The sequence below is a fragment of the Polaribacter sp. Hel1_85 genome (assembly GCF_000766795.1).
Classification (GTDB): domain Bacteria; phylum Bacteroidota; class Bacteroidia; order Flavobacteriales; family Flavobacteriaceae; genus Polaribacter.
The window spans coordinates 1,533,064-1,558,888 of the sequence record NZ_JPDS01000001.1 but is presented as its reverse complement, the minus strand read 5'-3'; the positions used below and the strand labels follow the sequence as shown (position 1 = coordinate 1,558,888).

At 28.2% G+C, this 25,825-nt stretch carries 27 protein-coding genes; 11 read left to right on the top strand and 16 right to left on the bottom strand.

The genetic code is table 11. The features are described from left to right. Positions 1-256: 256 nt before the first annotated feature. The 4 genes from PHEL85_RS06805 to PHEL85_RS06790 are packed head-to-tail and all read right to left on the bottom strand — an operon-like array spanning position 257 to position 4,275. Positions 257-1,678, bottom strand: coding sequence for an SDR family oxidoreductase (locus tag PHEL85_RS06805; protein WP_036822697.1), 1,422 nt, complete (start codon positions 1,676-1,678; stop codon positions 257-259). Between the two features lie 8 nt (positions 1,679-1,686). Continuing rightward, positions 1,687-2,307, bottom strand: coding sequence for a flavin reductase family protein (locus PHEL85_RS06800; protein ID WP_036822695.1), 621 nt, complete (start codon positions 2,305-2,307; stop codon positions 1,687-1,689). Then, on the bottom strand, positions 2,307-3,611 hold the full coding sequence (locus PHEL85_RS06795; protein ID WP_036822694.1) for an ABC1 kinase family protein: 1,305 nt from the start codon (positions 3,609-3,611) through the stop codon (positions 2,307-2,309). Before PHEL85_RS06795 ends, PHEL85_RS06800 begins: the two co-directional genes overlap by 1 nt. Positions 3,612-3,618: 7 nt before the next feature. Next, positions 3,619-4,275: a TetR family transcriptional regulator C-terminal domain-containing protein gene (locus PHEL85_RS06790; RefSeq protein ID WP_036822691.1), complete on the bottom strand. Its 657-nt coding sequence runs from the start codon at positions 4,273-4,275 to the stop codon at positions 3,619-3,621. Between the two features lie 291 nt (positions 4,276-4,566). On the opposite strand from PHEL85_RS06790, the gene PHEL85_RS06785 reads away from it, so the two are divergent. From PHEL85_RS06785 to PHEL85_RS06735, 11 genes are all read left to right on the top strand, one after another. Next, a complete protein-coding gene (locus tag PHEL85_RS06785) occupies positions 4,567-4,953 on the top strand; it encodes a hypothetical protein (RefSeq protein WP_036822688.1) in 387 nt (128 codons plus the stop codon). A gap of 6 nt (positions 4,954-4,959) precedes the next feature. After that, positions 4,960-6,234, top strand: a complete 1,275-nt coding sequence (locus PHEL85_RS06780; RefSeq protein ID WP_036822685.1) for an MgtC/SapB family protein — start codon at positions 4,960-4,962, stop codon at positions 6,232-6,234. Between the two features lie 286 nt (positions 6,235-6,520). Further along, positions 6,521-7,336, top strand: a complete 816-nt coding sequence (locus PHEL85_RS06775; RefSeq protein ID WP_036822682.1) for a DUF1269 domain-containing protein — start codon at positions 6,521-6,523, stop codon at positions 7,334-7,336. A gap of 50 nt (positions 7,337-7,386) precedes the next feature. Continuing rightward, positions 7,387-8,097 (top strand): 2,3-bisphosphoglycerate-dependent phosphoglycerate mutase, encoded by a 711-nt coding sequence (locus tag PHEL85_RS06770; protein WP_036822679.1) that lies wholly within the window; start codon positions 7,387-7,389, stop codon positions 8,095-8,097. A gap of 11 nt (positions 8,098-8,108) precedes the next feature. Beyond that, positions 8,109-8,609, top strand: a complete 501-nt coding sequence (locus PHEL85_RS06765; RefSeq protein ID WP_156109122.1) for a hypothetical protein — start codon at positions 8,109-8,111, stop codon at positions 8,607-8,609. A 20-nt stretch (positions 8,610-8,629) separates the two neighbouring features. After that, positions 8,630-9,199, top strand: a complete 570-nt coding sequence (locus PHEL85_RS06760) for an HdeD family acid-resistance protein (protein ID WP_052108470.1) — start codon at positions 8,630-8,632, stop codon at positions 9,197-9,199. A 187-nt stretch (positions 9,200-9,386) separates the two neighbouring features. Beyond that, positions 9,387-10,979, top strand: coding sequence for an oleate hydratase (locus PHEL85_RS06755; protein WP_036822674.1), 1,593 nt, complete (start codon positions 9,387-9,389; stop codon positions 10,977-10,979). Positions 10,980-11,143: 164 nt separating this feature from the next. Continuing rightward, positions 11,144-11,761: a DUF2238 domain-containing protein gene (locus PHEL85_RS06750; RefSeq protein ID WP_036822671.1), complete on the top strand. Its 618-nt coding sequence runs from the start codon at positions 11,144-11,146 to the stop codon at positions 11,759-11,761. A gap of 186 nt (positions 11,762-11,947) precedes the next feature. After that, complete coding sequence (locus PHEL85_RS06745) at positions 11,948-12,601, top strand: BON domain-containing protein (RefSeq protein WP_036822668.1); 654 nt, start codon at positions 11,948-11,950, stop codon at positions 12,599-12,601. Positions 12,602-12,777: 176 nt separating this feature from the next. Continuing rightward, positions 12,778-13,431, top strand: coding sequence for a BON domain-containing protein (locus tag PHEL85_RS06740; protein WP_036822666.1), 654 nt, complete (start codon positions 12,778-12,780; stop codon positions 13,429-13,431). A 42-nt stretch (positions 13,432-13,473) separates the two neighbouring features. Beyond that, positions 13,474-14,238, top strand: coding sequence for an exodeoxyribonuclease III (locus tag PHEL85_RS06735; protein WP_036822665.1), 765 nt, complete (start codon positions 13,474-13,476; stop codon positions 14,236-14,238). 5 nt (positions 14,239-14,243) lie between these two features. On the opposite strand, the gene PHEL85_RS06730 is transcribed toward PHEL85_RS06735, so the two are convergent. The 12 genes from PHEL85_RS06730 to PHEL85_RS06675 form a co-directional block, all read right to left on the bottom strand. Next, on the bottom strand, positions 14,244-14,615 hold the full coding sequence (locus PHEL85_RS06730) for a hypothetical protein (protein WP_036822662.1): 372 nt from the start codon (positions 14,613-14,615) through the stop codon (positions 14,244-14,246). 36 nt (positions 14,616-14,651) lie between these two features. After that, a complete protein-coding gene (trxA, locus tag PHEL85_RS06725) occupies positions 14,652-14,951 on the bottom strand; it encodes a thioredoxin (RefSeq protein ID WP_036822660.1) in 300 nt (99 codons plus the stop codon). A 62-nt stretch (positions 14,952-15,013) separates the two neighbouring features. After that, positions 15,014-15,427, bottom strand: coding sequence for a hypothetical protein (locus PHEL85_RS06720; protein WP_036822657.1), 414 nt, complete (start codon positions 15,425-15,427; stop codon positions 15,014-15,016). Between the two features lie 11 nt (positions 15,428-15,438). Then, positions 15,439-16,221: an RNA polymerase sigma factor gene (locus PHEL85_RS06715; RefSeq protein ID WP_036822654.1), complete on the bottom strand. Its 783-nt coding sequence runs from the start codon at positions 16,219-16,221 to the stop codon at positions 15,439-15,441. 114 nt (positions 16,222-16,335) lie between these two features. Next, entirely contained in the window at positions 16,336-16,983 is a 648-nt protein-coding gene (locus PHEL85_RS06710) for a carboxymuconolactone decarboxylase family protein (protein ID WP_036822653.1), read from the bottom strand. 157 nt (positions 16,984-17,140) lie between these two features. Continuing rightward, positions 17,141-17,635, bottom strand: a complete 495-nt coding sequence (locus tag PHEL85_RS06705; protein ID WP_036822650.1) for a hypothetical protein — start codon at positions 17,633-17,635, stop codon at positions 17,141-17,143. A gap of 98 nt (positions 17,636-17,733) precedes the next feature. Next, positions 17,734-18,804, bottom strand: coding sequence for a response regulator (locus PHEL85_RS06700; RefSeq protein WP_036822646.1), 1,071 nt, complete (start codon positions 18,802-18,804; stop codon positions 17,734-17,736). After that, positions 18,801-20,774, bottom strand: a complete 1,974-nt coding sequence (locus tag PHEL85_RS17295; RefSeq protein WP_081965080.1) for a sensor histidine kinase — start codon at positions 20,772-20,774, stop codon at positions 18,801-18,803. The genes PHEL85_RS06700 and PHEL85_RS17295 overlap by 4 nt, the downstream gene beginning before the upstream one ends. Before the next feature lie 63 nt (positions 20,775-20,837). Continuing rightward, complete coding sequence (locus PHEL85_RS06690) at positions 20,838-21,893, bottom strand: mechanosensitive ion channel family protein (protein WP_081965079.1); 1,056 nt, start codon at positions 21,891-21,893, stop codon at positions 20,838-20,840. A 93-nt stretch (positions 21,894-21,986) separates the two neighbouring features. Further along, on the bottom strand, positions 21,987-22,754 hold the full coding sequence (locus PHEL85_RS06685; RefSeq protein WP_036822643.1) for a patatin-like phospholipase family protein: 768 nt from the start codon (positions 22,752-22,754) through the stop codon (positions 21,987-21,989). Positions 22,755-22,819: 65 nt separating this feature from the next. Beyond that, positions 22,820-24,256 (bottom strand): cardiolipin synthase, encoded by a 1,437-nt coding sequence (cls, locus tag PHEL85_RS06680; RefSeq protein WP_036822640.1) that lies wholly within the window; start codon positions 24,254-24,256, stop codon positions 22,820-22,822. 124 nt (positions 24,257-24,380) lie between these two features. Next, positions 24,381-25,790, bottom strand: a complete 1,410-nt coding sequence (locus tag PHEL85_RS06675; RefSeq protein ID WP_162179431.1) for a hypothetical protein — start codon at positions 25,788-25,790, stop codon at positions 24,381-24,383. Between the last annotated feature and the right edge of the window lie 35 nt (positions 25,791-25,825).

Sequence of the window (25,825 nt, the reverse complement as noted above, 5' to 3'; positions counted from 1 at the left end):
TCTTAAAGCTTCTTACTTTTTTATTATAAGAATAACATTTTATTATTTTAAGTTAAATTATGATTGTTCTGCTTCAAAAGTTGTTCTTTTTTCTCAGACCCTTTTAATAATGCATGCAATTGCTATGCCATTTAAAATAACATACTTTGATTTCAGATTTAATTATGTATCAAATATAGTAATGTTTATTTAAAATTAAAAAAGGTTAAACAAAAATTAACAAAGAATTATAAATTTTGAGGTGATTTTCTGTAATTTAATTGTTGATATTGTTAATCATCCCATTAAAAACAAACCAATGAAATGGCATTACTGCATACCAATATAATCTTCCAGCTAAACCATGAGGTCTAAAAGTTGCTGTTTGATACAACTTACCGTCTTCAATTTTAAACTCTAACCAAGCTTCACCTGGCATTATCATTTCTGCATAAAGTAGAAGTTTTTCTTTTTCTTTATCAGCATAAATTACGCGCCAAAAATCTAAAGCATCACCAGCATTCAATTCTGTTGGATGTCTTCTTCCTCTACGTAAACCTGCTCCACCAAAAAACTGATCTAAAAAACCGCGAATTTTCCATAGAAAAGTACCATAATACCAACCTGTTTCTCCTCCTATTGCCCAAATTCTATCTAATGTTCTTTTCTTATCTTTTAGTGTTCTTTTTTTATAATCTTTAAAACATCCATATTCTGGAACATTTATAAATTCATGTACATAGTTTTTTAATTTTCCACTACTTATATAAGAATCTTTCCAGCTAGAAATAATACTATTTTGTTCAATTTTTTTGAAAGCTAATTTTACAGCTTCTTTGTAGGACATTGGATTGATGTCTAACATTTTATTAATGTTACTTTTATTTCCAATAACTTCTACACCCATAGAGTTTACTAAAGAACTTGCTAATTTGTATGATGTAGAGGTTACAAAGTACAACCAATAAGAAGATAGTTTTGGTGTCATAACAGGTACAGTTAAAATCCATCTTTTTAACTTTCTTACTTCTGCAAATTGTAATAACATTTCTTTATAAGTTAATATTTCTGGGCCAAAAATATCATGAGAAGTGTTAAATAATTCTTCTTTACCGAGAGATTTATGTAAAAATGATAAAACATCTCTAATTGCTAAAGGTTGCGTTTTTGTGTTTAACCATTTGGGCGCAATCATTGCAGGTAATTTTTCTACAATATCTCTAATTATTTCAAAGGAAGAACTCCCAGAGCCAACGATAATTCCAGCTTTAAAAGTTGTTAATGCATATTTGTTAGAAGTTAAAGTGATTTCAACATTTTTTCTTGATAATAAATGTTTAGATAGCTTTGTATCATTAGTTATTCCGCTTAAGTAAATAACTTGTTTTACAGCTGTAATTTCTGTAAATCGTTTAAAATTGAAAGCACATTTTTCTTCTAAAACATGAAATTCTTTGGCTGAGTTAGACATCGAATGAATTAAGTAATAAGCAGCATCAAAATCTTTTGGAATGTTATTTAAACTATCGCTGTTTAAGAAGTCAGCTTCAATTAATAATACATTTTTTTGATTTTTGTAATAATCTTCTGCTCTTAATTTATCTCTAACAGGGCAAATAATGGTGTGACCATCATTTAATAATAACGGAATTAATCGTTTACCAATATAACCAGTGGCACCTGTTACAAGAATTTTCATACACTATGTTAAGTATTTTTAGGTCTTTGATAAGATAGTTGCTTCTTAAATTTAGGAATTGCATAAGCATCCAAACCATTAATAGCTGTAATGTTTCCTTTGGATAAATTAATTAATCCATCGTTTTCAAGGATTTCATCTTGAATATATAATTCTTCAATTTGCCCTACAATCAGCATCACATCATTAGAAGCAACATATATTTCTTCTACAAATTTCATACTCATTTGTACGGGGGAGTTTTTAACAAAAGGTACTTTAAAACGGCCTTTATATTCTTCTTTTAAATTAGTCATATTAAATTCAGAAATTTTTTCTGAATACTTGGCAGAAGTATGATGAGCATCTTCTATAATGTCTTCATAAATATGATTTATAGTAAAATTCCCCGTTTCTTTTATGTTTTTATATGTATCTCTAGGCACTGTTGTAGGTCTTAAAATAAAACCTAAAGTTGGTGGATTAGAACCTAAATGCGTGACAGAACTAAAAATAGCAACATTGGTTATTCCATCTTTAGAAATAGAGCCCAATAAATTAGCAGATTTAAAACCAGAGCAGCTATTAATAAGGTTAATCTTATAAAGATGATCTAAATTATTGATATCATTAAAGGTAAAAAAGGTCATTAATAAGTATTAAAATTATTAATTTTTATGTTTTGTGCTTTTAAATCGTGCATTAAATTATAAAGGCCAAAAAATGTTCTGTTAATGTAAATAAAGTGTTTAGAACCTCTGTTGCCATTCATGTTTTTAAGCTCTGTGTTTTTTGCATATTTTGTACCTAATTCTGATAGTTTACCAAAGAAATTTTCATCAGAAAAATCAAAAACTTCTTGATGAAATGGTTGTGTAAATAAACTTAGCATTTCATGAAACATTGCTCTAAAAAAATCTAATTCTTCTTTAGAGTCATCTTCTCTTAAAATTTCTAATTCAAATAATTTTTCTTCAAAATATGTTGGATTAGCAATGTTTTCTTTCTTTGCTAATTCAAAATAAGGAATGTAAAAATCTTCAGGAATCGTTTTCATACAACCAAAATCAATCACAATTAATTCATTTTCTGGAGAAATTAAAAAATTACCAGGATGAGGATCTGCATGAACTTTTTTTAATTTATGAATCTGAAACATATAAAAATCCCATAAAGCTTGTCCTAATTTATTTGATACTTCTTGGTTATTTGTTGAAAATTCTGATAAATGAACACCATGCATCCAATCCATTGTAATAATTCTATCTGATGATAATGCTGGATAATAATTAGGGAAATTTAAATTAGCAATATGTTTGCAGGCCTCTACAATATCTTGGCTTTGTTTAACTTCTAAAATATAATCGGTTTCTTCAACTAACTTATTTTCAACCTCTTTAAAATATTTATCAGAATCTTTACCTTTAATATTAAACATTTTAATAGCAATTGGTTTTACCAAAGCTAAATCTGAAGCAATACTTTGAGCAACACCAGGATATTGAATTTTTATAGCCAATTTTTTTCCATCTTTTTCTGCTTTATGAACCTGTCCAATACTTGCTGCATTTACAGAAATCGCATTAAATTTATCATAAATTTCATTTGGATTTTTGCCAAAGTATTTTTTAAAAGTTTTTGTAACCAAAGCAGGTGAAAGTGGAGGTACTGAGAATTGAGAAAGTGAAAATTTTTCTACATAAGCTTGTGGTAAAATACTTTTTTCCATACTTAACATTTGAGCTACTTTTAAAGCACTACCTTTTAATTGCTTTAGACCATCATAAATATCTTCTGCATTATTTTCGTTTAATTTAGCTTTAGCTTCATTTTCTGTTTTGGTAATTTTATCACCATAATATTTTAGGTAATTTACACCAATTTTTGCTCCAGTTGTAACTAATTTAGAAGCTCTTTGAATTTTCGAAGTTGGTATAGAATCAATTGTTTTCATAGGCTTTTTAATTAAAATTTACTTTTTCTTTGAGTATAAATTTTCCAAAATCGATGATACTTTGTAAAGGTGTTATATCCATTAAATCAAAACGAGCATTGATAGATTTTTCGATAAAAATATCTGTCTTTTCAAATGAAGGAGAAATGTCATCTAACCAAAATTTTATGGTAACTAATAAATGAAACCATGAAGATTCTTGTATCGATTTTTCTTGAATTTTTTCTAACTTTTCTTGTTTTAAATCTAATTTTTTAATTCCAATGTTATTTACATAACTTATGTAGTCTTTTCTTAGTTTTTTTAAACTTTTAAGTTTTTTAAAATCTCTTGTACTATTACCCAATGCATACACTAAATAGCTTCTATTAGCAGTAAGTATTTCAAAAAAAGTAAAATAAAAACTTAACAACTTGTTTCTGGCATCAAAGTTTTCGTAATCTTCACTTTTAGCTAACACTTTTATAGTATGATGAAAAAATTCAGAAAAAATTGATTCTTCTATAGTTTCAAAAGAACCATAAAATTTATAGAAACCTGCCTCTTCAAAATTATTTTCTTTTGCAAAACTATACACAGATTTTGGTTGATGATTGTTCTCTAGCACAAACTCCATGTACCAAGAAATTAAATTGTCTTTGGTAATTTTTTTCTTACGAGCCATAATTTTCAAATTTTATGTAAAGATACAAATGTTTAACATATTTTATATTTTGTTAAACAATAAATTTTTGTTAAAAAGTTAAGGCTAATTAAGTTAAGAAAATTATTGTAAAAAACAGGTTGATTGTGACTGACAATAGTTTCTAAATTAAAAAAGGATTTATCATCAATGTTTTAATTTCTATATAAATCATCAGAATGACTCAGGTCATTTCAACTATGTAAGTAAAACTCAATCTTTGTAAATAATTCAATCAGTAATTTTTTTAATAAATTTTTAAAAATAAATATTATGGAAACAGAAGTTTTATATAACACAAATATGCATTTTGAACATGTACACTGGAAAAGAGAACTTGCTTTTTGGGAAGACGAACTAAAATCTTTCAATAACAGATTGAGTGAACTTGTAACTCGTTGGACAGATAAAGATGTACTCGCTAAATTAGAACATTTTCAAAATGAATTTGTTCTTCATAATGGTGTAATTGAAGATTTACAAGAAACTATAGAAGAACATGAGACTCGTATTGCTGGTCAAAGTAAAAAAGGTTCAAATGCAATAGATACACAATTAGCTAAAAAACATGTTGAGTTTAGAAACCGTATTGAAACTCAAAGAGAAATTTACGTAAAGCTTAAAAAAGACTTTTTTAGATTTCTAGAAAAGTATATGTAGCAATAAATGCAAACATACCAAGATATAAATGAGCTAGTAGGAACCTATATTTTAGGTGTATTTATAAGTATGGGAATAGGCCTTATTATTGGTCTAGAAAGAGAATACGACAAACTTAAGGAAGAAAAAGGAATTGCAGGAATAAGAACTTTTCCTATTGTTGCTATTCTAGGTTTTTCTTTGGGTAGTCTTACAAATTTATTTACACCTTGGTTATTGATCATAAGCTTTGGTTCGTTTATTTTATTCTTAGCGATTAATCATTTTTTACACAAACCAGAAGAATATGGATATGGTTTAACTACCAATTTAGCATTAATAGCAACTTTTGTTTTGGGTATAATGGTTTCTGTCAAATTTTATAGAGATGCAGTTGCAACAGCCGTTATTATAGTTACATTACTTTCTCTTAAAACTCGATTTCGTTCAGTAATTAGTAATATTACTTCTGAAGAGCTTTTTGCATTTATAAAATTTTCCATAATAGCTTTATTAATATTACCATTTCTGCCAAATAAAGAATATGGTCCAGACAACTTATTAAACCCTTTTGAAATCGGATCAATTATAGTAATTGTATCTTTTTTAAATTTCATTGGATATTTTTTAGTCAAATTTGTAGGCTCTAAAAAAGGTATTATTCTTACTGCAATTCTTGGTGGACTTATTTCCAGTACTGCAGTTGCCTGGAATTACGCTTCAAGAAGTAAGGAGTTTCCAGAACTTTCAAAAAAATATAGTGCAGGTATAGTAGTAGCTTCTGCTATAATGTTTCCAAGACTTGCATTATTAGCTTATATTTTTAATAATGAAATTTTAAAATACTTAGCAATTCCATTTGGGGTGTTAATGTTGGTTTGTATTATAGCAACCTTTATATTGATGCGACGAGATGACAATAAACCTGCCACTGCTATTAAACTTGGTAACCCTTTAAATATATTGAACGCGATTGGGTTTGGTGTAATGTATTTAGTCATCCTTTTTGCCGTTTTTTATAGCAATCAGTTTTTTGGAGAAAGTGGTTTATATTATTCAGCTTTAATTGCTGGTTTGGCAGATACCGATGCTATAACTATAAGTATGGCAAAGTTTTCTTTAGATACAGAAAAATTAAAACTCGCATCATCAGTTATTATTGCAGCTACAATAAGTAATATGTTAGTAAAACTCGGAATTACGTTGTTTAAAGGTTCTAAAACAGCAAAAAAAATAGTAGGTTATGCTTTTGGAAGTGTAATTTTAATAGGTATTATATTTATTATTGTTAGCAAAGGTTAGTTAGTTTATTTTCTTTAAAATTTGGGCGTGACCACAAGGGTCAGGCTTTGCGCTACAATTCCTCGCATCTCCTTCGTCGAGCTGTGGGATTTCCACTTCAATCCTTCACGCAAATATCAAATCAGAATAATAACAATATTAAACTATTTATTTTTTTCATCAGATTGACTTAGGTCAGTGTGTTATTTTATATAACTATTTAATTTTGAAGTGTAATTGCTTATTTAAAGAGAAGTTAAAACTAAGAAAAACAATAATTAATAATAACATTTTAAAATTAAAAAAAATGGCAAACATTATCGTCGTTTCTTTTAAGGAAGAAACAAAAGCTATAGAAGCTTTACATAGAATAAAAGAATTAGATTTTTATGGAGATATTACACTTTATGAACATATGATGATTCGTAAAAGAGAAAATAATCAGTACGAAGTGTTAGATGATCAAAGAGTAGAAGAAGGTTGGAGAACTTTAACAGGAGCTGTAGTTGGAGGTTTATTGGGTGCAATTGTAGGACCTGTTGGTTTTGTAATAGGAATATTTTCAGGTTTAACTGTTGGTTCAATTATAGATACTAGTCGTTATGATTTTGAAGATGGTTTTATAGATAAACTAAGTAAAAAAATGAATACAGGAACAATTGCCATTCTAGCAGAAGTAAGTGAAGGTAGTTCTGTGTTTATAGATGATGCTCTTAAATCTTATAGTTCAGAAATTATAAGAAGTGAGGCAGGTTTAGAGTTTGATGATTATATAGTTGAACAAGTTGAAGATTTAGAAGATAAGATTGAAGGTCAGCGTGAAAAACTTAAAATATCAACAGCTGCTGAAAAAGCCAAAATTAACGCTAAAATAGCAGATTTAAAAGCAAAAAGAAAAGCTAAAATTGCTGAATTAGAAACTAAAAGTAAATCTGCTTTAAAAGAAATTAAAGACAAGACTAAAGTTCAAATTGATAAATTAGAATCTCGTCTTAAAGGTTATGAAAATTCTGTTTCTAATTCTTATGTAAAAGCAAGAGCAAATAGAATTCAGAAAAAAATTAATAAGCAAAAATCAAAATTAAGTAAACTCAGCAAGCAGTTAGAAGAAGTTCTTCTTTGATATTAATTGATGAAAAGCTCATTTTTCATATGGAAAAAAAAGCATAAATAATGGGAAAGTTAATATTGGTAAGACATGGAAAAAGTATCTGGAATATAGAAAATATATTTACTGGATGGACAGATGTTGATATTGCTGAAGAAGGTATTGAAGAAGCTAAAATAGCTGGTCAGCTTATTAGAGATCATCATTTATCAATAGACATTTGTTTCTCATCTTTTTTGAAAAGAGCAATAAAAACAGCCACTATTATTTTGGAAATTTCAGATTTAATGTACATAGATTTTATAAAAAGTTGGAAGCTAAATGAACGTTGTTATGGTGATTGGCAAGGAAGAAATAAAGATGAAGTAAAAAGAGAAATTGGAGAAGAATTGTTTTGGAAGGTTAGGAGAGGGTTTAAGACACTACCTCCTAATCTATCAATTCATGATGAAAGGCATCCTAAATTTGATGCTAAATACAATAAAGTAAGTATAGGTGATTTACCTAGAAGTGAGTCTCTAGAGCAGACAAAACAAAGAACTGTTCAATATTTTTTTGAAGCAATTGTTCCTGAATTAGTAAAAGGTAAAACAGTATTGATTTCGGCTCACGGAAATTCTCTTCGTGCTTTAATAGGATATATTGAAAATATTGCTTCTTCTGAGATGCCAAAAGTTGAGGTACAAACAGGTGTGCTAAATATTTATGAGTTTGATGAAAATATGAGTTTAAAAGAGCAATACCAATTAAAACAAACAAGTGTATTAAAAACTTAAAATAATTAATTATGAAAACAAAAATTTTGTCCTTAACCATGATGATAATTATGGCAGGAGTAATGTTAACAAGTTGTGGACAAGGATCCAAACAAGATGCAAAAAAAGTTAAAGGAGACATAAAAGAGCTCAACAAAGATTTAAAAAAAGGAGCACAAGATTCTAGTAAAGAGATACAAACAGCTATCAAATCAAATTGGAAACAATTTAAAGCTTCATCTGAAGTAGCAATTGAAAATACTGAAAAGCAGATTGAAGTTTTAAGAATTAAAATTGCTAAAGCTAATAAAAATGAAAAAGAAAGATTAACAAAAGCACTTGATAAATTAGAACAAAAAACCAAAGAACTTAAAGATAAATTAGCAAAACGAGGTAAAGAGTTTAAAGAAAATATGATTGATTTTAATCAATCTGCAAAAGCAGAAGAGCAAGAATTTGAGAGAGAGTTCACTCATGATATGAATGAATTAGGAACTGCCTTAAAGGATCTCTTTAAAAACAATGTGCAATAATTATTTAAAAAAATAAAATTATGGCAACTACAATTATAAGTTCAGCAGAATCTGAAGTAAAAAAATGGTGGATTTCCCTTTTATTAGGAATTCTATACATTATTGCAGGAGTTTGGGTGTTTCAAACACCATTGGTAAGTTACGTGTCATTAAGTATTGTTTTTAGTGTATTTATCTTTGTTTCAGGAATCTCTCAAATCACTTTTTCTATTTCAAATAAAAACGAGATAAGCAGTTGGGGATGGTATTTAGCGGGTGGTATTTTAGATTTAATTATAGGAATACTATTAATCTCTCACCCATTAATGACAATGACTATTTTACCATTTTATGTTGGTTTCTGGTTATTGTTTCAAGGTTTTATGATTATTGGTTTATCCTTTCAATTTAAATCTGCTGATGTACCCAATTGGGGATGGCTTTTATTTTTAGGAATTTTGACTTTACTGTTTTCATTTCTACTATTAGCGAATCCAGTTTTTGCGGGTTTAAGTATTATTTATATGACTGCTTTTGCATTTATATCTGCTGGTGTTTCTAGAATGTTTTTAGCAATTGGTTTAAAAAAAGTTAAGAACACTTTTAAATAAGAGTACTTAAAAAAAAAGTAGTGTTATAACTATAAACAGGTATAAGTTATTTTGATGAAGTCTGTTATTTGTTACTATAAGGATTAACTCCTTAATTATTAACAAATATTAAAAACTAACCTAAACAAAATTGGTTATTAGTTATAACGCTATTTTTTGATAGACATAATTATAAAAAATAGAAATAATGAAAGTAAATACAAAAGAAATTAAAGCCTATTTAGTGGGTGGAGGTATTGGGAATATGGCTGCGGCTTCATTTATGATCCGAGATGGAGAAATTCCAGCAGAAAATATAACAATTTATGAAGTACTACCAGTGTTAGGTGGAGTTTTAGATGCTGCTGGAAATGCAGAAAGTGGTTACTCTATGCGTGGTGGACGTATGTTATGTGCAGATATCTATGAATGCATGTGGTCACTAATGAAAACGATTCCATCATTAACAGATCCTAATAAATCAGTTTATGACGAAACCGTAGAATTCAATAAAGTAGTTAAAACTGATGCTCATGCGCGTATTATCAACAAAAATCGTGCGGTTCCAGATCTTTCTTCATTAGGTCTATCAATGCACAATCGATTTGAACTTCTTAGGTTATTAGAAACCAGTGAAGAAAAACTTGGTAATGATAGGATTACAGATTGGTTATCGCCAGAACTACTAGAATCAAATTTTTGGTATATGTGGATTACTTCATTTGCTTTTGAACCATGGCATAGTGCTGTAGAGTTCAAACGTTATATGCACCGTTTTTTAAAACAGTTTACACAAATTGCAACCATGGGTGGAATTTCACGTACGGTTTACAATGAATATGATTCGATTGTGCGCCCTCTTGAAGCTTGGTTAGTAGAAAAAGGAGTTAAGATTTTAAAAGGACACAAGGTTACCGACCTAAATCTCGATTTTGATGATGAAGATGGCAAATGGGCAGTAAATAAGCTTGAATATGAAGTAGATGGTAAAATAGAAACGATTCCGATTAGTAAGAATGATCTAGTATTTTTTCAAAATGGTTCTATGGGAGATGCAACAAGCATTGGGTCAATGACAAGCCCACCAAAACATTTAACCAAAGAAGATAGTAAAGGTTGGGTTTTATGGGAAAAATTAGCAAAAGGACGCCCTGAATTTGGTAACCCTGCTGTATTTAATTCTAGCATACCAGAGTCTAATTGGGAGTCATTTATTGTTACTTTGAAAGATCCTATATTTTTTGATAAAATGGAAGAGTTAACAGGGAATAAACATGGTACAGGAGCTTTAGTTACTTTCAAGGATTCTAATTGGTTATTATCAGTGGTCTTAAAACACCAAAGACGTTACCCACAACAACCAGATGGTGTACAAGTATTTTGGGGTTATTCTTTACGACCTGATCGTATTGGTGATTTTGTTAATAAGTCAATGACAGATTGCAATGGTAAAGATATCCTTAAAGAAATTTGCGGTCATCTTCGATTTGATATGGATGAGGTATTTTCAAAAGCAACTTGTATTCCTTGTAGAATGCCATATATAACTAGTATGTTTATGCCTCGTACAAATACAGATCGACCATTGCCAGTGCCAAAAACTTCAAGAAATTTGGCCTTTGTAAGTCAGTTTGTAGAAATCCCACATGATACCGTTTTTACAGTAGAATTTTCAGTTAGATCTGCACAAATGGCAGTTTATGAATTACTAAATATTGATTTGGAAATACCACCAATTACGCGTCATGACAAAAATTTAAAAGTGAATCTTGAAGCCGCTCTTAGAACATTAAAAAATTAAGTAAAAAAATCCTCAAGAAAAGTATTAATTTTTCTTGAGGATAAATAAAAACCAAGGACATTATAAAATGCATTAGATAGAAATTAGTTTAATTTATATAGTGTTTATTAATATAGATGTTTTTAGTGTTTAGTAAAAAAATAATAATTTAAAGCTGTGTAATAATGGTGAAAGAAAATAAGCTTTTTTTGTTTGGTTTTTTGTTTGCTATTGTGTGGATAAATTCTCTAGTTGGCACAACAGATATAGAAAATTGGCTTATAGAAAATACATTGACGGTTATTGCACTGCTTTTTTTTATTATTACCTATAAAAGGTTTCGTTTTTGTAATTTTAGTTATTTCTTGATTTGTGTTTTTATGTGTTTACATGTTTATGGCTCCAAATATACGTATGCAGAGAACTTGTTTGGCTATTGGTTACAAGATATATTTAATTCTTCAAGAAACCAGTATGACAGGGTTGTACATTTCTCATTTGGCTTTCTTCTGTATTATCCGTTACAAGAAGTTCTTTTAAAATGGATTCAACTTCAAAAGAATTTAGCACTAAAATTACCAATATTAATAATTATTTCTGCAAGTGCTTTATATGAAATTATTGAGTGGCTTGTCTCATCTGTGTTTTTTGTAGAACAGGGTATTTCATATTTAGGAACTCAAGGCGATATTTGGGATTCCCAAAAAGATATGTCAATTGCATTTTTAGGTGTTGTGCTTGCTGCAATGCTTTATTCTATTTCTGAATTTTATAAAAAGAAAAAGCTAACTATTAATAATTAATTAAGGTTTATTCATCAATACTTAAGTTTTTTTTATTCTAGTTTTAACTTACTTAGCTTCCAATAATATACTTCTTTTGTTAAAATTTTCAAAAAACAAATCATTCTGATGTAGGTCAGTGTCAGTAATTTAAAACCACAATACCTTTGAAGTATTAATAAATGTTTAATTAAAATATATAATATTATGAGAACAGATTTAAGTATTAAAGAAGATGTTTTGGATGAATTACAATGGCAACCAAGCATCGATGAAACCCAAATTGGGGTAGTTGTAAAAGATGGTATTGTAACACTATCTGGAACTGTAGATAGTTTTCAAAAAAAACAAGAAGCAGAAAAAGCAGCTAAAAGCGTATTTGGAGTAAAAGCGGTAGCAGAAGATATCGAAGTAAAATACAGTACAACTTCACAAAAATCAGATACGGAAATTGCAGTAGCAGCGGTAAATGCCTTAAAATGGAATATTTCTGTACCTGCAAATAAATTAAATGTTAAGGTTGAAAATGGTTGGATTTATCTAACAGGAGAAGTAATGTGGGCTTTTGAAAAAAATGCTGCTAAAAAAGCTGTTGAGAATCTTACAAGTGTAAAATATGTAGTAAATAATATTACATTAAAAAACAAAGTAGATGCTGGTGATATTAAAGCCAAAATTAAAAAAGCATTTGAACGTTCTGCGGATATTGATGCAAAAAATATTACGGTAAAAGCTGATGGACATACCGTTAAGTTAACAGGTAAAGTACATTCATTAAAAGAAAAAGATGAAGCTAGAAATACTGCTTATTATGCTCCAGGAGTTTGGACTGTAGATAATGAGTTGGAAGTAGTGTATTAAGTTTTATTAAAAAGATCTTATAAGAAATCATTATTATAGATTATTATAGAGAATTGCCCTAATTCATTTTTTGAGTTAGGGCAATTTTTTTCTACTGACTTAGGTCATTAGCTAATATTTTTTACTGCATTAATTTTGTACTATAACAATTATTGTAGAATTAAAATTCAGTTACCATGAAAACAGATTTAAAAATTAAAAAAGATGTATTAGAAGAACTTGAGTGGCAACCCAATATAGATGAAACTCAAATAGGTGTAATTGTAGAGAACGGAACTGTAATGCTCTCTGGTGTACTTGATGATTACCAAAAAAAAGTGGCAGCAGAAGAAGCTGTAAAAAGAGTAAAAGGTGTAAAAGCATTGGCTGGAGATATTCAGGTAAAGTATGGTGCAAATTATCAAAAAACGGATAAAGAAATTGGAAAAGCTATTGTAGAAGCTTTTGAATGGGATGTAGCTGTTCCAGAAGATAAAATTAACATCGAAGTTAGAGATGGTTGGGTTAATTTGTCTGGTGAAGTAGATTCATCTTATCAAAGATATACGGCTAAAAAACTGGTAGAAAAAATTATTGGTGTAAAATGGATTAATAATACCATAACCTTAAAAAAATCTATTTATACAGTTGAAATAAAAGAAAAAATTGCCAAAGCATTTAAACGTTCTGCAGATATTGATGCAGATGGAATTACTGTTGATGTAATGAAAGGGTTAGTGAAATTAAAAGGAATAGTAAATTCAATTTCTGAAAAGAAAGCAGCTGAAAAAGCAGCATATTTATCTCCAGGAGTTCATGTAATAATAAATGAATTAGAGGTTATAGACTAATCTATTATTATTATTATTATTATTATTATAAAACAATACAAAATGAAAATTGTCTCTTGGAATGTAAATGGTATAAGAGCCATGGTGAAGAAAGATTTTTTTGAATCGATACATATTTTGAATCCAGATATTTTGTGTTTACAGGAGACAAAAGCTCAAAATAGAGAAGTTGAAAAAGCTTTGTCGCAAATGAAGGATTATTATCAATATTATAATTCGGCTAATAAAAAAGGATATTCAGGAACTGCTGTATTGAGTAAATCCAAATCGTTATCTCTTATCAATGATATGAGCATTGTAGAACACGATGCCGAAGGAAGAATACAATGTGCAGAGTATGAAGGTTTTTATTTAATAAACGTATATGTTCCTAATTCTGGACAACAATTAGATCGTTTGCAATACAGAAAACAATGGGATTCTGATTTTCTAAGTTATTTAAAAGAATTAGAAAAAACCATGCCTGTCATAGTTTGTGGCGATTTTAATGTAGCTCATAGAGCAATCGATTTAAAAAATGATAAATCTAATTACAATAAAACAGCGGGTTATACACAGGTTGAAATTGATGGTATGGATAATTTTATAAAAGCAGGGTTTGTAGATGCTTTTCGATATTTCTATCCTGAAAAAATTACCTATACTTTTTGGAGCTATCGTTTTAAGTCTAGAGAACGAAATACGGGGTGGAGAATTGATTATTTTTTAGTTAGCAAATCTTTGATAGAAAAAATAAAAGACGTTTCGATTTATTCGGATGTTTTCGGTTCTGACCATTGTCCAGTTAGTCTTGAAATTACCTTGTAATTTAATCAAATGAATCGAGAAGGCTCATCAAGATACTTTTTTAAAACATCTACTTGAAATTCATTTACAACAGATAAGCTTTTATCTGCATTCATCAATACCAATCCATACCCTAAACGTGAGAGTTTGCAATCTTTAATAATTCCTTGATTTAATGCGCTAAAAACAGGTAAAAAATGCTTGTGAGTTTCAATACCTGAAGATTTTGCTACTTTAATCGCCATTGCAACTGCATCTGTAATTTGTTTAGGTGATAATCCTTTACCCAAAAGATCACTAGCCAAATACTTCATATTTATAGAGTAATAAAAATCCATAAAATCATGAATAGCTTCTGTTGTTTCATATCGCTTTTTATATATTAATAATTGCTGCATAATGTGTGATTTTAAAATTATTATTTAACATAGCTTTTAAGTATGTTGTGCAATAATACCAACTAATTGCGCTTTGCTTTGTACTCCAGATTGTCGCCAAACAATTTTTCCTTCTTTAAATAATGCCAATGTAGGTACACCTCTAACACCATAACGCTGTGCTATGGCTTGGTTTTTATCAATATCTATTTTGATAATGCGGACTTTTCCGTTTACCTCTTTTGCTAACTCTTTTATAATGGGAGATTGTGCTTTACAAGGCCCACACCATTCTGCATGAAAATCAACAAGAACTGGTGTCTTTCCATTTACTATTTTATTAAAATCTCCTTTCATGGGTTTGTCTTTTTAATTTTAAAATTAAACTAGGACATGCGAATTACTAGTTGGGTGTTTTGTTATTTGAGCCCTTTTACATACTCAAAAACAATACTTTTAAAGATTTTAAAATCAACTTTAAAGGAGGTTATTTTAGATGATATTTTACGATGTTTTTCTCTATAATCATTATCAGATAATCCTTTTTCTGCGAGTTCTATTCTAGACAACAACTGCTCATGTTCAATAATATTATCTTCAAAACCTTCAAATAAATCAGTATAAATTTTTTCTAAATTTATAAGCATTTTTTTATACTCTGGGTTATTGTTTTTATCTGATGTTTCTTTTCTTTTTAATAAATGATCAAAAAATTTAACTTCATCTTTCCAGAAGGCTATAGTGTCCAACCATTCTCTACTTTCAAAGTGCAAAACATCTAATCCAGCACCTAATAAAAATTGTTTCTTTGGGTTTAAAATTGTCTTGTTCATAATTTTAAGTTTTATTTGTTTTTACTACTATTAGAATATCTATTAAAAAGGCTTATTTGTAATGCTTTTTTTGCGTCTTTTAAAAGTTGTTTAACTTCTTCAATCGTATTATTTCTTATTTGAGCAATTTCTTCTAATTCTAAATGTTCATTTGTAGATAGTTCAAAAACAGTACGCATTGGCAATGGTAAGTTGTGTAATACCAAGGCTATGTGATTTTTAATTTCTTCGGTACTTAAGTTTTTATCAATTTTTCTCATCAATTCCTTTTCATTATCTTCAACAAAAACATGATTTAAAGTATAGTCATTATGATTATAAGACATATCATCTAGTTCTTCAATCATTAATAAATCTCCTCCTCCATCTGTACTGAATTGTTCTTGCATTGCATCCCATTCTGGTTTAGAATAATTATCAATATTTTTAAAGAAAAGATCATCAAATTCTTCATCTACAGTAATATCACCTAACAAGTCATTGGTTTTTTTAAATAACCAGAGATAGAAATCTTTTTCATTTTTAACCTCTTCAATATTATCATAAATTTCAATAAATAATTGATCGATAATATCATCTGCTTTGTATTTATTTATTGAAAAATGTCCTTTTTTTATGGCTGTATTTAATAACCCATTAACATACTTTCTTATTTCGGGTATTATTTTTAATACTAATTGGTTAAAAGAAGCTTGATCTCCATCTTTTTTTAGTTGAATAAGATTGGAAAAAGTATTGGTTACGAATAAACGGAACTCCTTTTTGTCTTGGTAATAAGAAACATTTGTTTGCATGATATATCCTTAAATAAGTTATAAGTAAAGGTGCAAATTTGATGCTTGAAATGAAATGACATAGGTCAGTCAATAAAAAATTATCATGCTAATCTGCTTTATAAGAATTCTACTTTATTTCTCTGTTGTAGTTTTATCTAGTCTTACATTTGGTAGCCCAATAAAGCCTCTTAATAAACCATGAATAATTGCAATTGGTAGTATAACCAATCCTAGGATTAGTGTTTCTAGCTCAAAAAATAACGAACTACCTTTGTATGGTTTTCCTTTAAACCTAGACTGTAATGCACTAAACGGAATACCAAGCATATTACCAATAGTCATTATTTGGATTACAGAAAGTATAATAGTTGCTTCTTTTTTACCATATTCTTTTATAACAGTATCAAGAGCGTATTTTTTAGGATAGCTTCTTGAATTTGCAAAATGTTGGGCAAACATAATTGCTTTGGCTTCTTCTGGTTTTATTAAATGATCTTTGCCACTTAATAAGCAGCTTATTTCTTCACCACTCATACCTTGGCGTAAAGCCATTTTAGCATGTCCATACGAACAAACAGAACATCCATTTACTTCAGTTACTGCCAATTGCAAACGTTTTACAAAATCATTATGAATTAATTGGCTTTTATTATTTTCAATCATTTTTATTATTGCTCTTGGTAAAAAAGCAAAAGCACGATACATTTCCCATAAGCTAAATTTATGTTTAAACTCGGTTTGTGAGCTTATGGTTTCTGGTATTTTTAAGCCTGTTTTCATTTTTTAATTATAACTAATTTATAATAGCAAAAAAAATATTTTGTAGTCAGAAGGTATTTGAATACTGGTTGTTATTAACGATTGTCTCTATCTTTTTACATAAACAGATTTAATGTTTTAGATACAAAATACTATTAAGTTATTCTATGCAACTTTTTTAAGTTAGTTCTCTTAAATTATCTTCGATTTGATTTAATTCATTTTTATATCCTCTAAGTATAAGTAAAAAGTCACCTTTATGCAGTGCTTTCAAATATAATATAGCTCTTACTTCATCTATACCTAAACCTCGTAAAATACCATAAGGACCTGTAGATAAAGCCCCAATTGTTTTTCTTCCTACTTTTTGTAGAAATATAGGTGCAAGAAATTCTGTAATAAAAATAGTTCCAATCTCTGGGTTAGAAAGAACTTTAAACTCTATAGGGTATTCACACAGTTTCTCACATCTTGTTTTTATTGCATTTTCTTGAATAATTAAGTTTTGCAAGTCACCTGGTTTTTTTTTTGCAACTTTGCCAAGAATAGATACTTGTAGATTACTCTCTTTATCTTTTTTAAGAATTTTTAAAGCTTCTTCAATTTCCTTAAATCTTGGATATGATTTTAAGAAAACTTGCTTTTGTTTTATCTCTTGAGTTTTGGTTTTCATGATAATTTAGTAATGTAAAATATTTACTTAATATTTTACATTACTAAGTTAATACTAAAGATACATTAAAGGAATGACCTGTATCATCTATATATTTTTTAGTTAAAATATGCAATATGTCTTAACTTATTTTTATTTAAGAGAATAACTCTTCTGTTAGTTTCAATATCAATTAATCCTTCATGCTTAAATTCAGTTAACATTCTAATAGCTGTTTCTGTTGCAGTACCAATTAATCCTGCAAAATCTTCTCTGGGAATATTAATGCCTATATGTTCATTATCTTTAATCATTCCTTTATCATCCAAATCTAAGAGTGCTTTGGCAGTTCTTTGTCTTACAGATGCAAATGCCATATTTACTAATTGATCTTGCATGTCAATTAAATTATTGGAAATTATTGCAATAAACTTATTAGAGACTTCTTTATTTTCATACAATAATTTGGTAAAATCAGACTTTGGGATTCCACAAATTTCAGCTTCAGCCAATACACTAGCTGTTTCTGTATAAATTCCTTTATCGCCAAGTAGTGATAACTGTCCAATAAAATCTCCTGGTCCATACAAACCTGTAACAAACTCTTTGCCTTTTTCTGTAGTTCTGTATGTTTTTACGTTTCCGCTTTCAATAAAATATAATTGATGGGCTGCACTTCCTTCTGTAAAAATTTCTTCTTTGATTTTGTATTTTTCAATATTACGATCTTTAGATAAATCTTCAAGATTTAAGTATTCTGAGGCTTCATTAATAAATTCGTTAAAACCTTCAATATTTTTAGAAAATTTTCTTTTCAAAAAAGCATTCTTTTTTAAACGGATTTTTATGGCATCTAATAATTCTTTTTCTTCAAAAGGCTTAGTTAAATAATCATCAACACCCAAATTCATACCTTTTCTTAGATCAGATTTTTCAGATTTTGCGGTTAAAAAAATAAAAGGAATTGCTGAGGTTTTAGCATTTTTACTAAGACTTTCAAAGACTCCATATCCATCCAATTCAGGCATCATAATATCGCAAATAATAATATTTGGAATATGTTTTAAGGCTTTTTTAACACCTATTTTACCGTTTTCGGCAGTAATAACTTCGTAATTTTCCAGTTCTAGGATATCAGCTGTATTTTCTCGTACATCTTGATTATCTTCAATTAATAGAATTTTTTTCATTTTTTTTCATTTAAAGGAAATTCAATATAAAAAGTAGCGCCTTTATTTAATTGGCTTTTAAAGTTGATAATACCTCCCATTAATTCTGTATACTGCTTCACAATATTTAGTCCTAAACCAGTACCTTCAATATTAGAAGCGTTACTTGCACGATAAAATCGTTGAAACATATTGTTTTGATCTTCGACTGGGATACCAATACCTTGATCTTTAATTTCTAGTAGTAACTTTTGATTCGTTTGTACTATTTTAAAAGTTATATTTTTCTTTTCTTCAGAATATTTTAAGGCATTTGATAGTAAATTATATATTATATGTTTTAATAATTTGGGATCTAAAAACACTTCGATATTTTGGTGCTGAGGTTGAAATGTAATGGTTTGTCCATTTTTTTTGATACTTTCAATTTCTTCACATAAGGATTTAGAGAAATCAACAATATTAAAAGAAACAGGTTGTGCAATTACTTTTCCTTCTTGAAGCTTACTTAAAGATAAGAAGTCGTTAAGTATTACAACCAAGTTTTTAACATTAGACCTAATTTTTGATACATGATTTGATATTTTTTCTTCTTTCCCCTGTGCATTTAGTTTTTTAATTAATATTGCTGAAGATAAAATAGCGCTTAAAGGTGTTCTAAATTCATGGGATGCCATAGAGATAAAGCGAGACTTTAATTTACTTAACTCCTGTTCTTTTTCTAAGCTATTTTTAATTTTTAACTCCACCTGTTTTTGTTCTGAAATATTACTATAAACAAACAAAGCTTGTTTGATTTTTTGCTCTTTATTTAGCAGAGGTGTTGTATTCACTAAATAAGAGTTGTTGTTGAATTCTATTTCAAAAGAGAGGTGTTCTCCATGAACTGTTTTTCTAACATCTTCTTTAAATCTTAACTTTCGCTCTTCCGAAAAAGATTTAATTTCATCAATAATTGTTCCTTTGGTAACTAATCCTTTAATGCCCATTTCTTCTAATCCCTCTCCTTCAATATAATCGATACTACAATTATCATTTACAACTGTAATGACACCATTAGGGAAATTTTGAGCAATATTATCGAGTAATAGTTTGCTAGTTAAAACTTCTATTTCTGCTTCTTTGGTAATTAATATTTGGTCCTCTAAACTTAAATTAGATTCTACTAATTTCTGAACTGTAGTAGTAAGTTCTTTAGTGCGCTCTTTTACTTTTTTCTCTAATTTTAAGGCATAATTGCGTAATTCTTCCTCATCTTCTTTTATTTTTTTTTCTGTATTTTTTTGTTTAGAAATATCGTGAGTTACACCAATAACACGTGTAGATTTTCCTTTTGAGTTTTTAAAAATTTTTCCTTTTTCATGAAGCCAATGAATTGATGAGTCAGGATGCACTATTCTATAATCTAATGTATAACTGCTAGCATTTTTTATAGCTCTTGAAACTTCTAGTTTTACATTTTCTCTATCTTCAGGATGTATTTTGTCTAAAAATGATTGATAAGTATCAGCATCATCTTTAGCTTTTAAACCGAATAAAAAGTTTTGGTATTCATCTCTTACAATTCTATTAGTAACTAAATTCCACTCCCAAGAGCCTAACTCACCAACCTCTAAAGCAAGTCTTTTTCGTTCTTCATTTTCTATAATATTTTTCTCTACGTTTTTGCTTTTAGTTACATCACGTATAATAATTAAAAAACTTCCTTCATCTGTTTCAACTATTCGTGATTCTAAATGTTTTAATGTATTCTTAACAACATGTGAATATTCTATAATTTGATTTTTTTCTTTTTTAAATTCATTAAACTTTTGCGGAATTAGGTCTTCAACTTTTTTATGAATTACTTCTTCTTTATTTAAACCAAACATTTGCTCAATAGCAGGATTAGCTTTAATTATAAAACTATTATTATCAACTATCAAAATGCCTTCCATAGAAGATTGGAAAATTTTTTGAAAAAGGGTGTTATTTTTTAATTCATCTATCATTCTGATATTTATATATTGTCTTAAGCCACTTATTTTGTAAGTGATATTATAGCCCTAATTGTTTTATTTTTTTAATTTTTCAAAACCTCTTAATTTGGGTAAACATGTAGGGTGTTTTTCTTTGATAAACTCGATGAGCTGTTCTCTAATTTCACATCTCATATTCCATGCATCTGAAGCATTTTTTGCACTAAAAGCAGCTCTTAACTCCATAGAACGAGCATCTGTATTAGTAACTAATAAGTTTGCAGTTTTTTTATCCCATAAAGGGTTGTTATTTAAAATTTCTAATAATTTTTTTCTTAAAACTTTAACAGGAAATGTATAATCTACATATAGAAATACGGTTCCAATAAGGTCTGTAGAATTAAAAGTCCAGTTAATAAAAGGTTTATCATTAAAATAACTCAAGGGTAATACCAATCTACGTTTATCCCATATTTTTATAACTACATAAGTTAATGTAATATTTTCTACTGTACCAAACTCTCCTTCTATAACAACTTCGTCATCAATTTTTATGGGTTGTGTAAATGCAATTTGAAATCCTGTAATTAAGTTAGCAATAGATTTTTGAGCTGCAACACCTACAATTATACCTATCACACCAGCTGAAGTTAGTATAGTAGTTCCTAATTTTTTTACTGCAGGAATATTCCACAAAATTGTTGCAATGGCAAGTGTAATAATAATGATAATAGAAAGGCTTTTTATAAAACGTAGTTGTGTTAAAACTTTTCTATCTTTTGCTTTATGTGTATTGTCTATAGAAAACTTTTGTTTTATGATTTCTTCTGTAGCATTTAATGATGCAATTACAATCCAAGAAATATTGATGATAATAAGTGCTTCAATTACTTTATACCAAAATGAGTTAAGCTCAAAAAGACCTAGAGAGCTATATATAAATAGAATAGGTAATAAAAATTTAGCTGGTGTTTTTAAATGTTTTAATAATTGTACTTTTAAAACGGCAGGTTTTTTGTTATTTGAAAACTTAAGTATTGAAAATAAAACCCATCTTATGCCAAGACCCAACAAGATACAACCCAAGATTACTAAACTATAAGTAATCCAAGATTCTAAATTAATTGGTGTTTTTATTTCATTGATAATCATGTGGTTTAACAAAGCTATATGAACATTCGTCCATTTAAAATGACTTTGGTCATAATTTTAAATGAAATACAATATTGAGTTTTTTACCCAAATTTATTTTGCGAATTTATTTTCGTTTTCTTCTAGAATTTTTTTAGTGGTTTTATAACCTAAATTAAAAATGGCTTCTATACTATTCATGTCAAAAGTTCCATAATTAATTAATTCTTCTGGGTATATAATTAAATCACAATCTGGAAATTTTAGCATAGATTCTGAGGCTACTTTAATTTTATAAGCTCTTTCAACAACTGTATATGAGTGTTTTAAATCTTTGATGCTAATCTTTTTTAAAGGATTAACGTATACGCCTATAATTTTATCACAATTATTCTTTAACGGTTCTACAGGAAAGTTATTTAAAGTACCACCATCAATGTAGAACTTTCCATTAATTTCCGTGGGTGTGAAAACACCAGGAAAAGAGGCAGAAGCGATTATTGGTTTTATGAGTTGACCTTTACTAAATATTTTTAAAGTTCCATCAATTACATTGGCTGCAGTTATGAATAACGGTTTTTTTAACACATCAAAATTGTCTTCAGGAAAATATGTTTTGAGGTCATCATAAAAGTTCTCTGAATTTATGAATCCAGGTTTATTTCGTGCATATCTATTCGTTTGAAAGATAGATATGGTTTTAAAAAAGTTTAATATTTCAGACCAATTTACTCCTGCAGCATATAATGCACCCACAATAGCTCCAGCACTCGTTCCAGAAATATGTGTTGGTGCAACACCAAATTCTTCTAATGCTTTTATGACGCCAATATGAGCTGCTCCTCGAGCTCCACCACCAGAAAAAACTAAACCAATATTCATAATATGATTTATTTTTACGAAGATATTGTGTCGATTTTGAATAGAGAATGACTATCGTCAGTTCATTATAAAACAGGACTAAAAACTTTTGCAAGACCTTCTTTTAAGCGGTCAGTTTTAGGTCTTTTAAGATATTCTTGATAATTTATCTTATTGCTTTTTTTACAATCTTTTAAAAAATCTTGTTTCAATAATGATGTAATTTGACTATCATAAATCAAGGTATTTACTTCGTAATTTTGTTCAAAGCTTCTTATGTCTAGATTTGCGGTTCCTATTGAAGTTAATTCATTATCAGAAATTATAACTTTACTATGTAAAAAACCATCAGGATATAAATATATTTTAACTCCAGATTCTAATAAATTTTCAAAATGAGAACGTACATTCCATTTTACTAAAAAACTATCAGAATTAGCAGAGAGTAAGAGCCTAACATCTATACCACTCATTGCTGCAACTTGTAAAGATTCCTTTATAGCTTCTCCAGGAATTATATATGGATTGGTAATATAAACATACTTTTTTGCGCTATTAATTATTGAAAAATAAAGCTGATGTATAGAAGAGAAATCAGAATCAGGACCACTAGCTACTATTTGTGCAGTTGATTTACCTGGTGTTGAGTTTTCTAAAAAATATTTAATATTTAACAAGCTATCGTTGCCACTAGCAAAACTCCAATCTAAAGCAAAAACAGCTTGTAAACTATTTACTACACTACCTTTTAGTTGTAAATGCATATCGTACCAATTACCTAAAACAGCATCACCTGTTATGTATTTGTCTGAAACATTAATTCCACCTGTATAACCAATAATACCATCAACAATAATAATTTTTCGATGATTTCTATAATTAATAGAAGATAAGAATTTACCTAAGCGCATTGGTAGAAAGCTGTAAACCTGTATTCCAGCTTCTTTTAGACTTTTTAAGTATTTATTACTTAATGTTCTACTTCCTAAAGCATCGTATAGAAAACGTATTTCGACACCTTTTTTTGCCTTTTCGATTAATATTTCCTTGAATTTTTCAGCTAAATTACCTTCTTCAAAAATATAATACTGAATGTGAATAAAATTCTTAGCCTTTTTTAAAGCTGTAAAAATAGCTTCAAAAGTAGCTTTTCCATTTTTTAATGGAATTAATTCATTGTTATGAGTTGGTATAAACTTCGATCCTTTGGTTATTAGTTTTGCTAATTTAATATGCTCTTTAATAACGGTTGGAATGTTGCTCTCTTTACTTTTATCTAAAGTATTATAATAATCATCTACTTTAGCGTAGTATTGAGTTATTTCCTTGGTTTTTTTAAGTTGATAAAATTTGTTCTTTCTTCTGTTTCTACCCAGAATAAAGTAAAAAAGAATTCCACCTATTGGAATCGTGAAAATAGCCAATAACCAAGCCAAGGTTTTTGTTGGTCTTATGCCATAGAGTAATAACCGAAACATTAATACAATTGCCAAAAGAAAATATAAAATAAGTGCTACTGTCATAGTTTAATGTTAGTCTCTTTCAATAGTTTTAAAAATAACACTTTATTTTGGGATGTAAAATGAGATGAATCATTCACTTTTTTTTTGGATAGAATTATTAAGAAAAAATTATTAAAGAAGCTAATTAGTCAAATATTGATACTTTTTCAATTCGCTTTATTCCGTTTCTACTCATTATAATTCTAAAACGATTAAATTCAATTCCTTCTTTGGTAAAGTATTTTTGAATAATATTAATAGGATAAACTTTGTCAGCTACTTTATTATGAATTTCTCCTTTTTTTACCAATATAAAATCTTTTTCGGGGTCATCCATATATTGGATAAATCTTTGAAAATTAAATCGTGTAATATCAGTTAAGCTAACAATATCTTCGTCAGGTAAATCATTCCCAAATTTTTCTGGATATATAATTACCTTTTTTTTATACTGAATAATTTGTTCTCTCAATGATTTTGTATTAATAATTCTATCTTTAAATCTATATTTTGTAATGGCTAAACCTAATTTATTGAAGGGGATAAAAGCAAAACTCTCTTTAAAAAGCCCGATTTTTTTATCTAATGAATTGGTTATTTTTATTTTATAATCGTAAAAAAGACTACTTGATTTGCTTACAAACAACATACTCATTACACCTTTTATTCTGTCTTTTAACATATAACCAACAACTAAAGCAATAAAAAAAGGAGTAGTAAAATTACCATAATACTGTTGGAAATAAAAGGCGATTCCTGTAGAAAAAACCATTGCAAATCCTGCTGAAATAGCTAATAAAGTTTGCTCAAGAACGGTACCATCTTTACGTATTTCTTGCTTTAAAAAGAATACACTATCAATATATTTTTTTAATTGATTTCGTTTATACAATAACTCTTCAGAACGAATAGATTTATCTTTAGGAGAGCTGTAAGCTTTCTTTTTTTTATATTTCTGTTCAAAATCTATTATTTTAATAATAGAAATAAGTTCTTTTTCAGAGAATTGATCTTGTAAATAATTATATAAACGTGTCATTTGTAATTCTACTACATTACTTATGTGCTCATCTGCATAATAAATAAATCTTTTACTATCTAAATGTAAAGAAGAAGTTGCTGTTTTGTCAACTAATACTCTGTATTTTGTCAGTATTTTAGAAATAATATCTAAATAATCATCAATTTTAATAAAACTTAATTTTTGAATGGTAAGAAATTTATCTGTTTGTTTACTTAATAAACTACTAAAGATTGATGCAAACATTTTTACCTGGTCTTCATATAATAAGCTATTTTTAGTAGAGTTGTTTTTAATAAATTTTTTAGTTTGTTTTTCTAATTTTACCAAAGGAGAATCTGCCTTTTCAATGATTTCATTTATCTTATAATTTGGTGTATTGTATTTTATAAATAGCCTTACATCATTATAAAATTTTGTACTTGGATATGTATTATTATTGATGTTTAAACTATCAGGGAAAAATAAATAAGTGATTGAAGTATATTCTGATATTTTTCTTTTGAAAATTTTATCATACGTAACGTTAATCACAATTGAAAACTTGTCATGTATTTTTATAGTTTTTT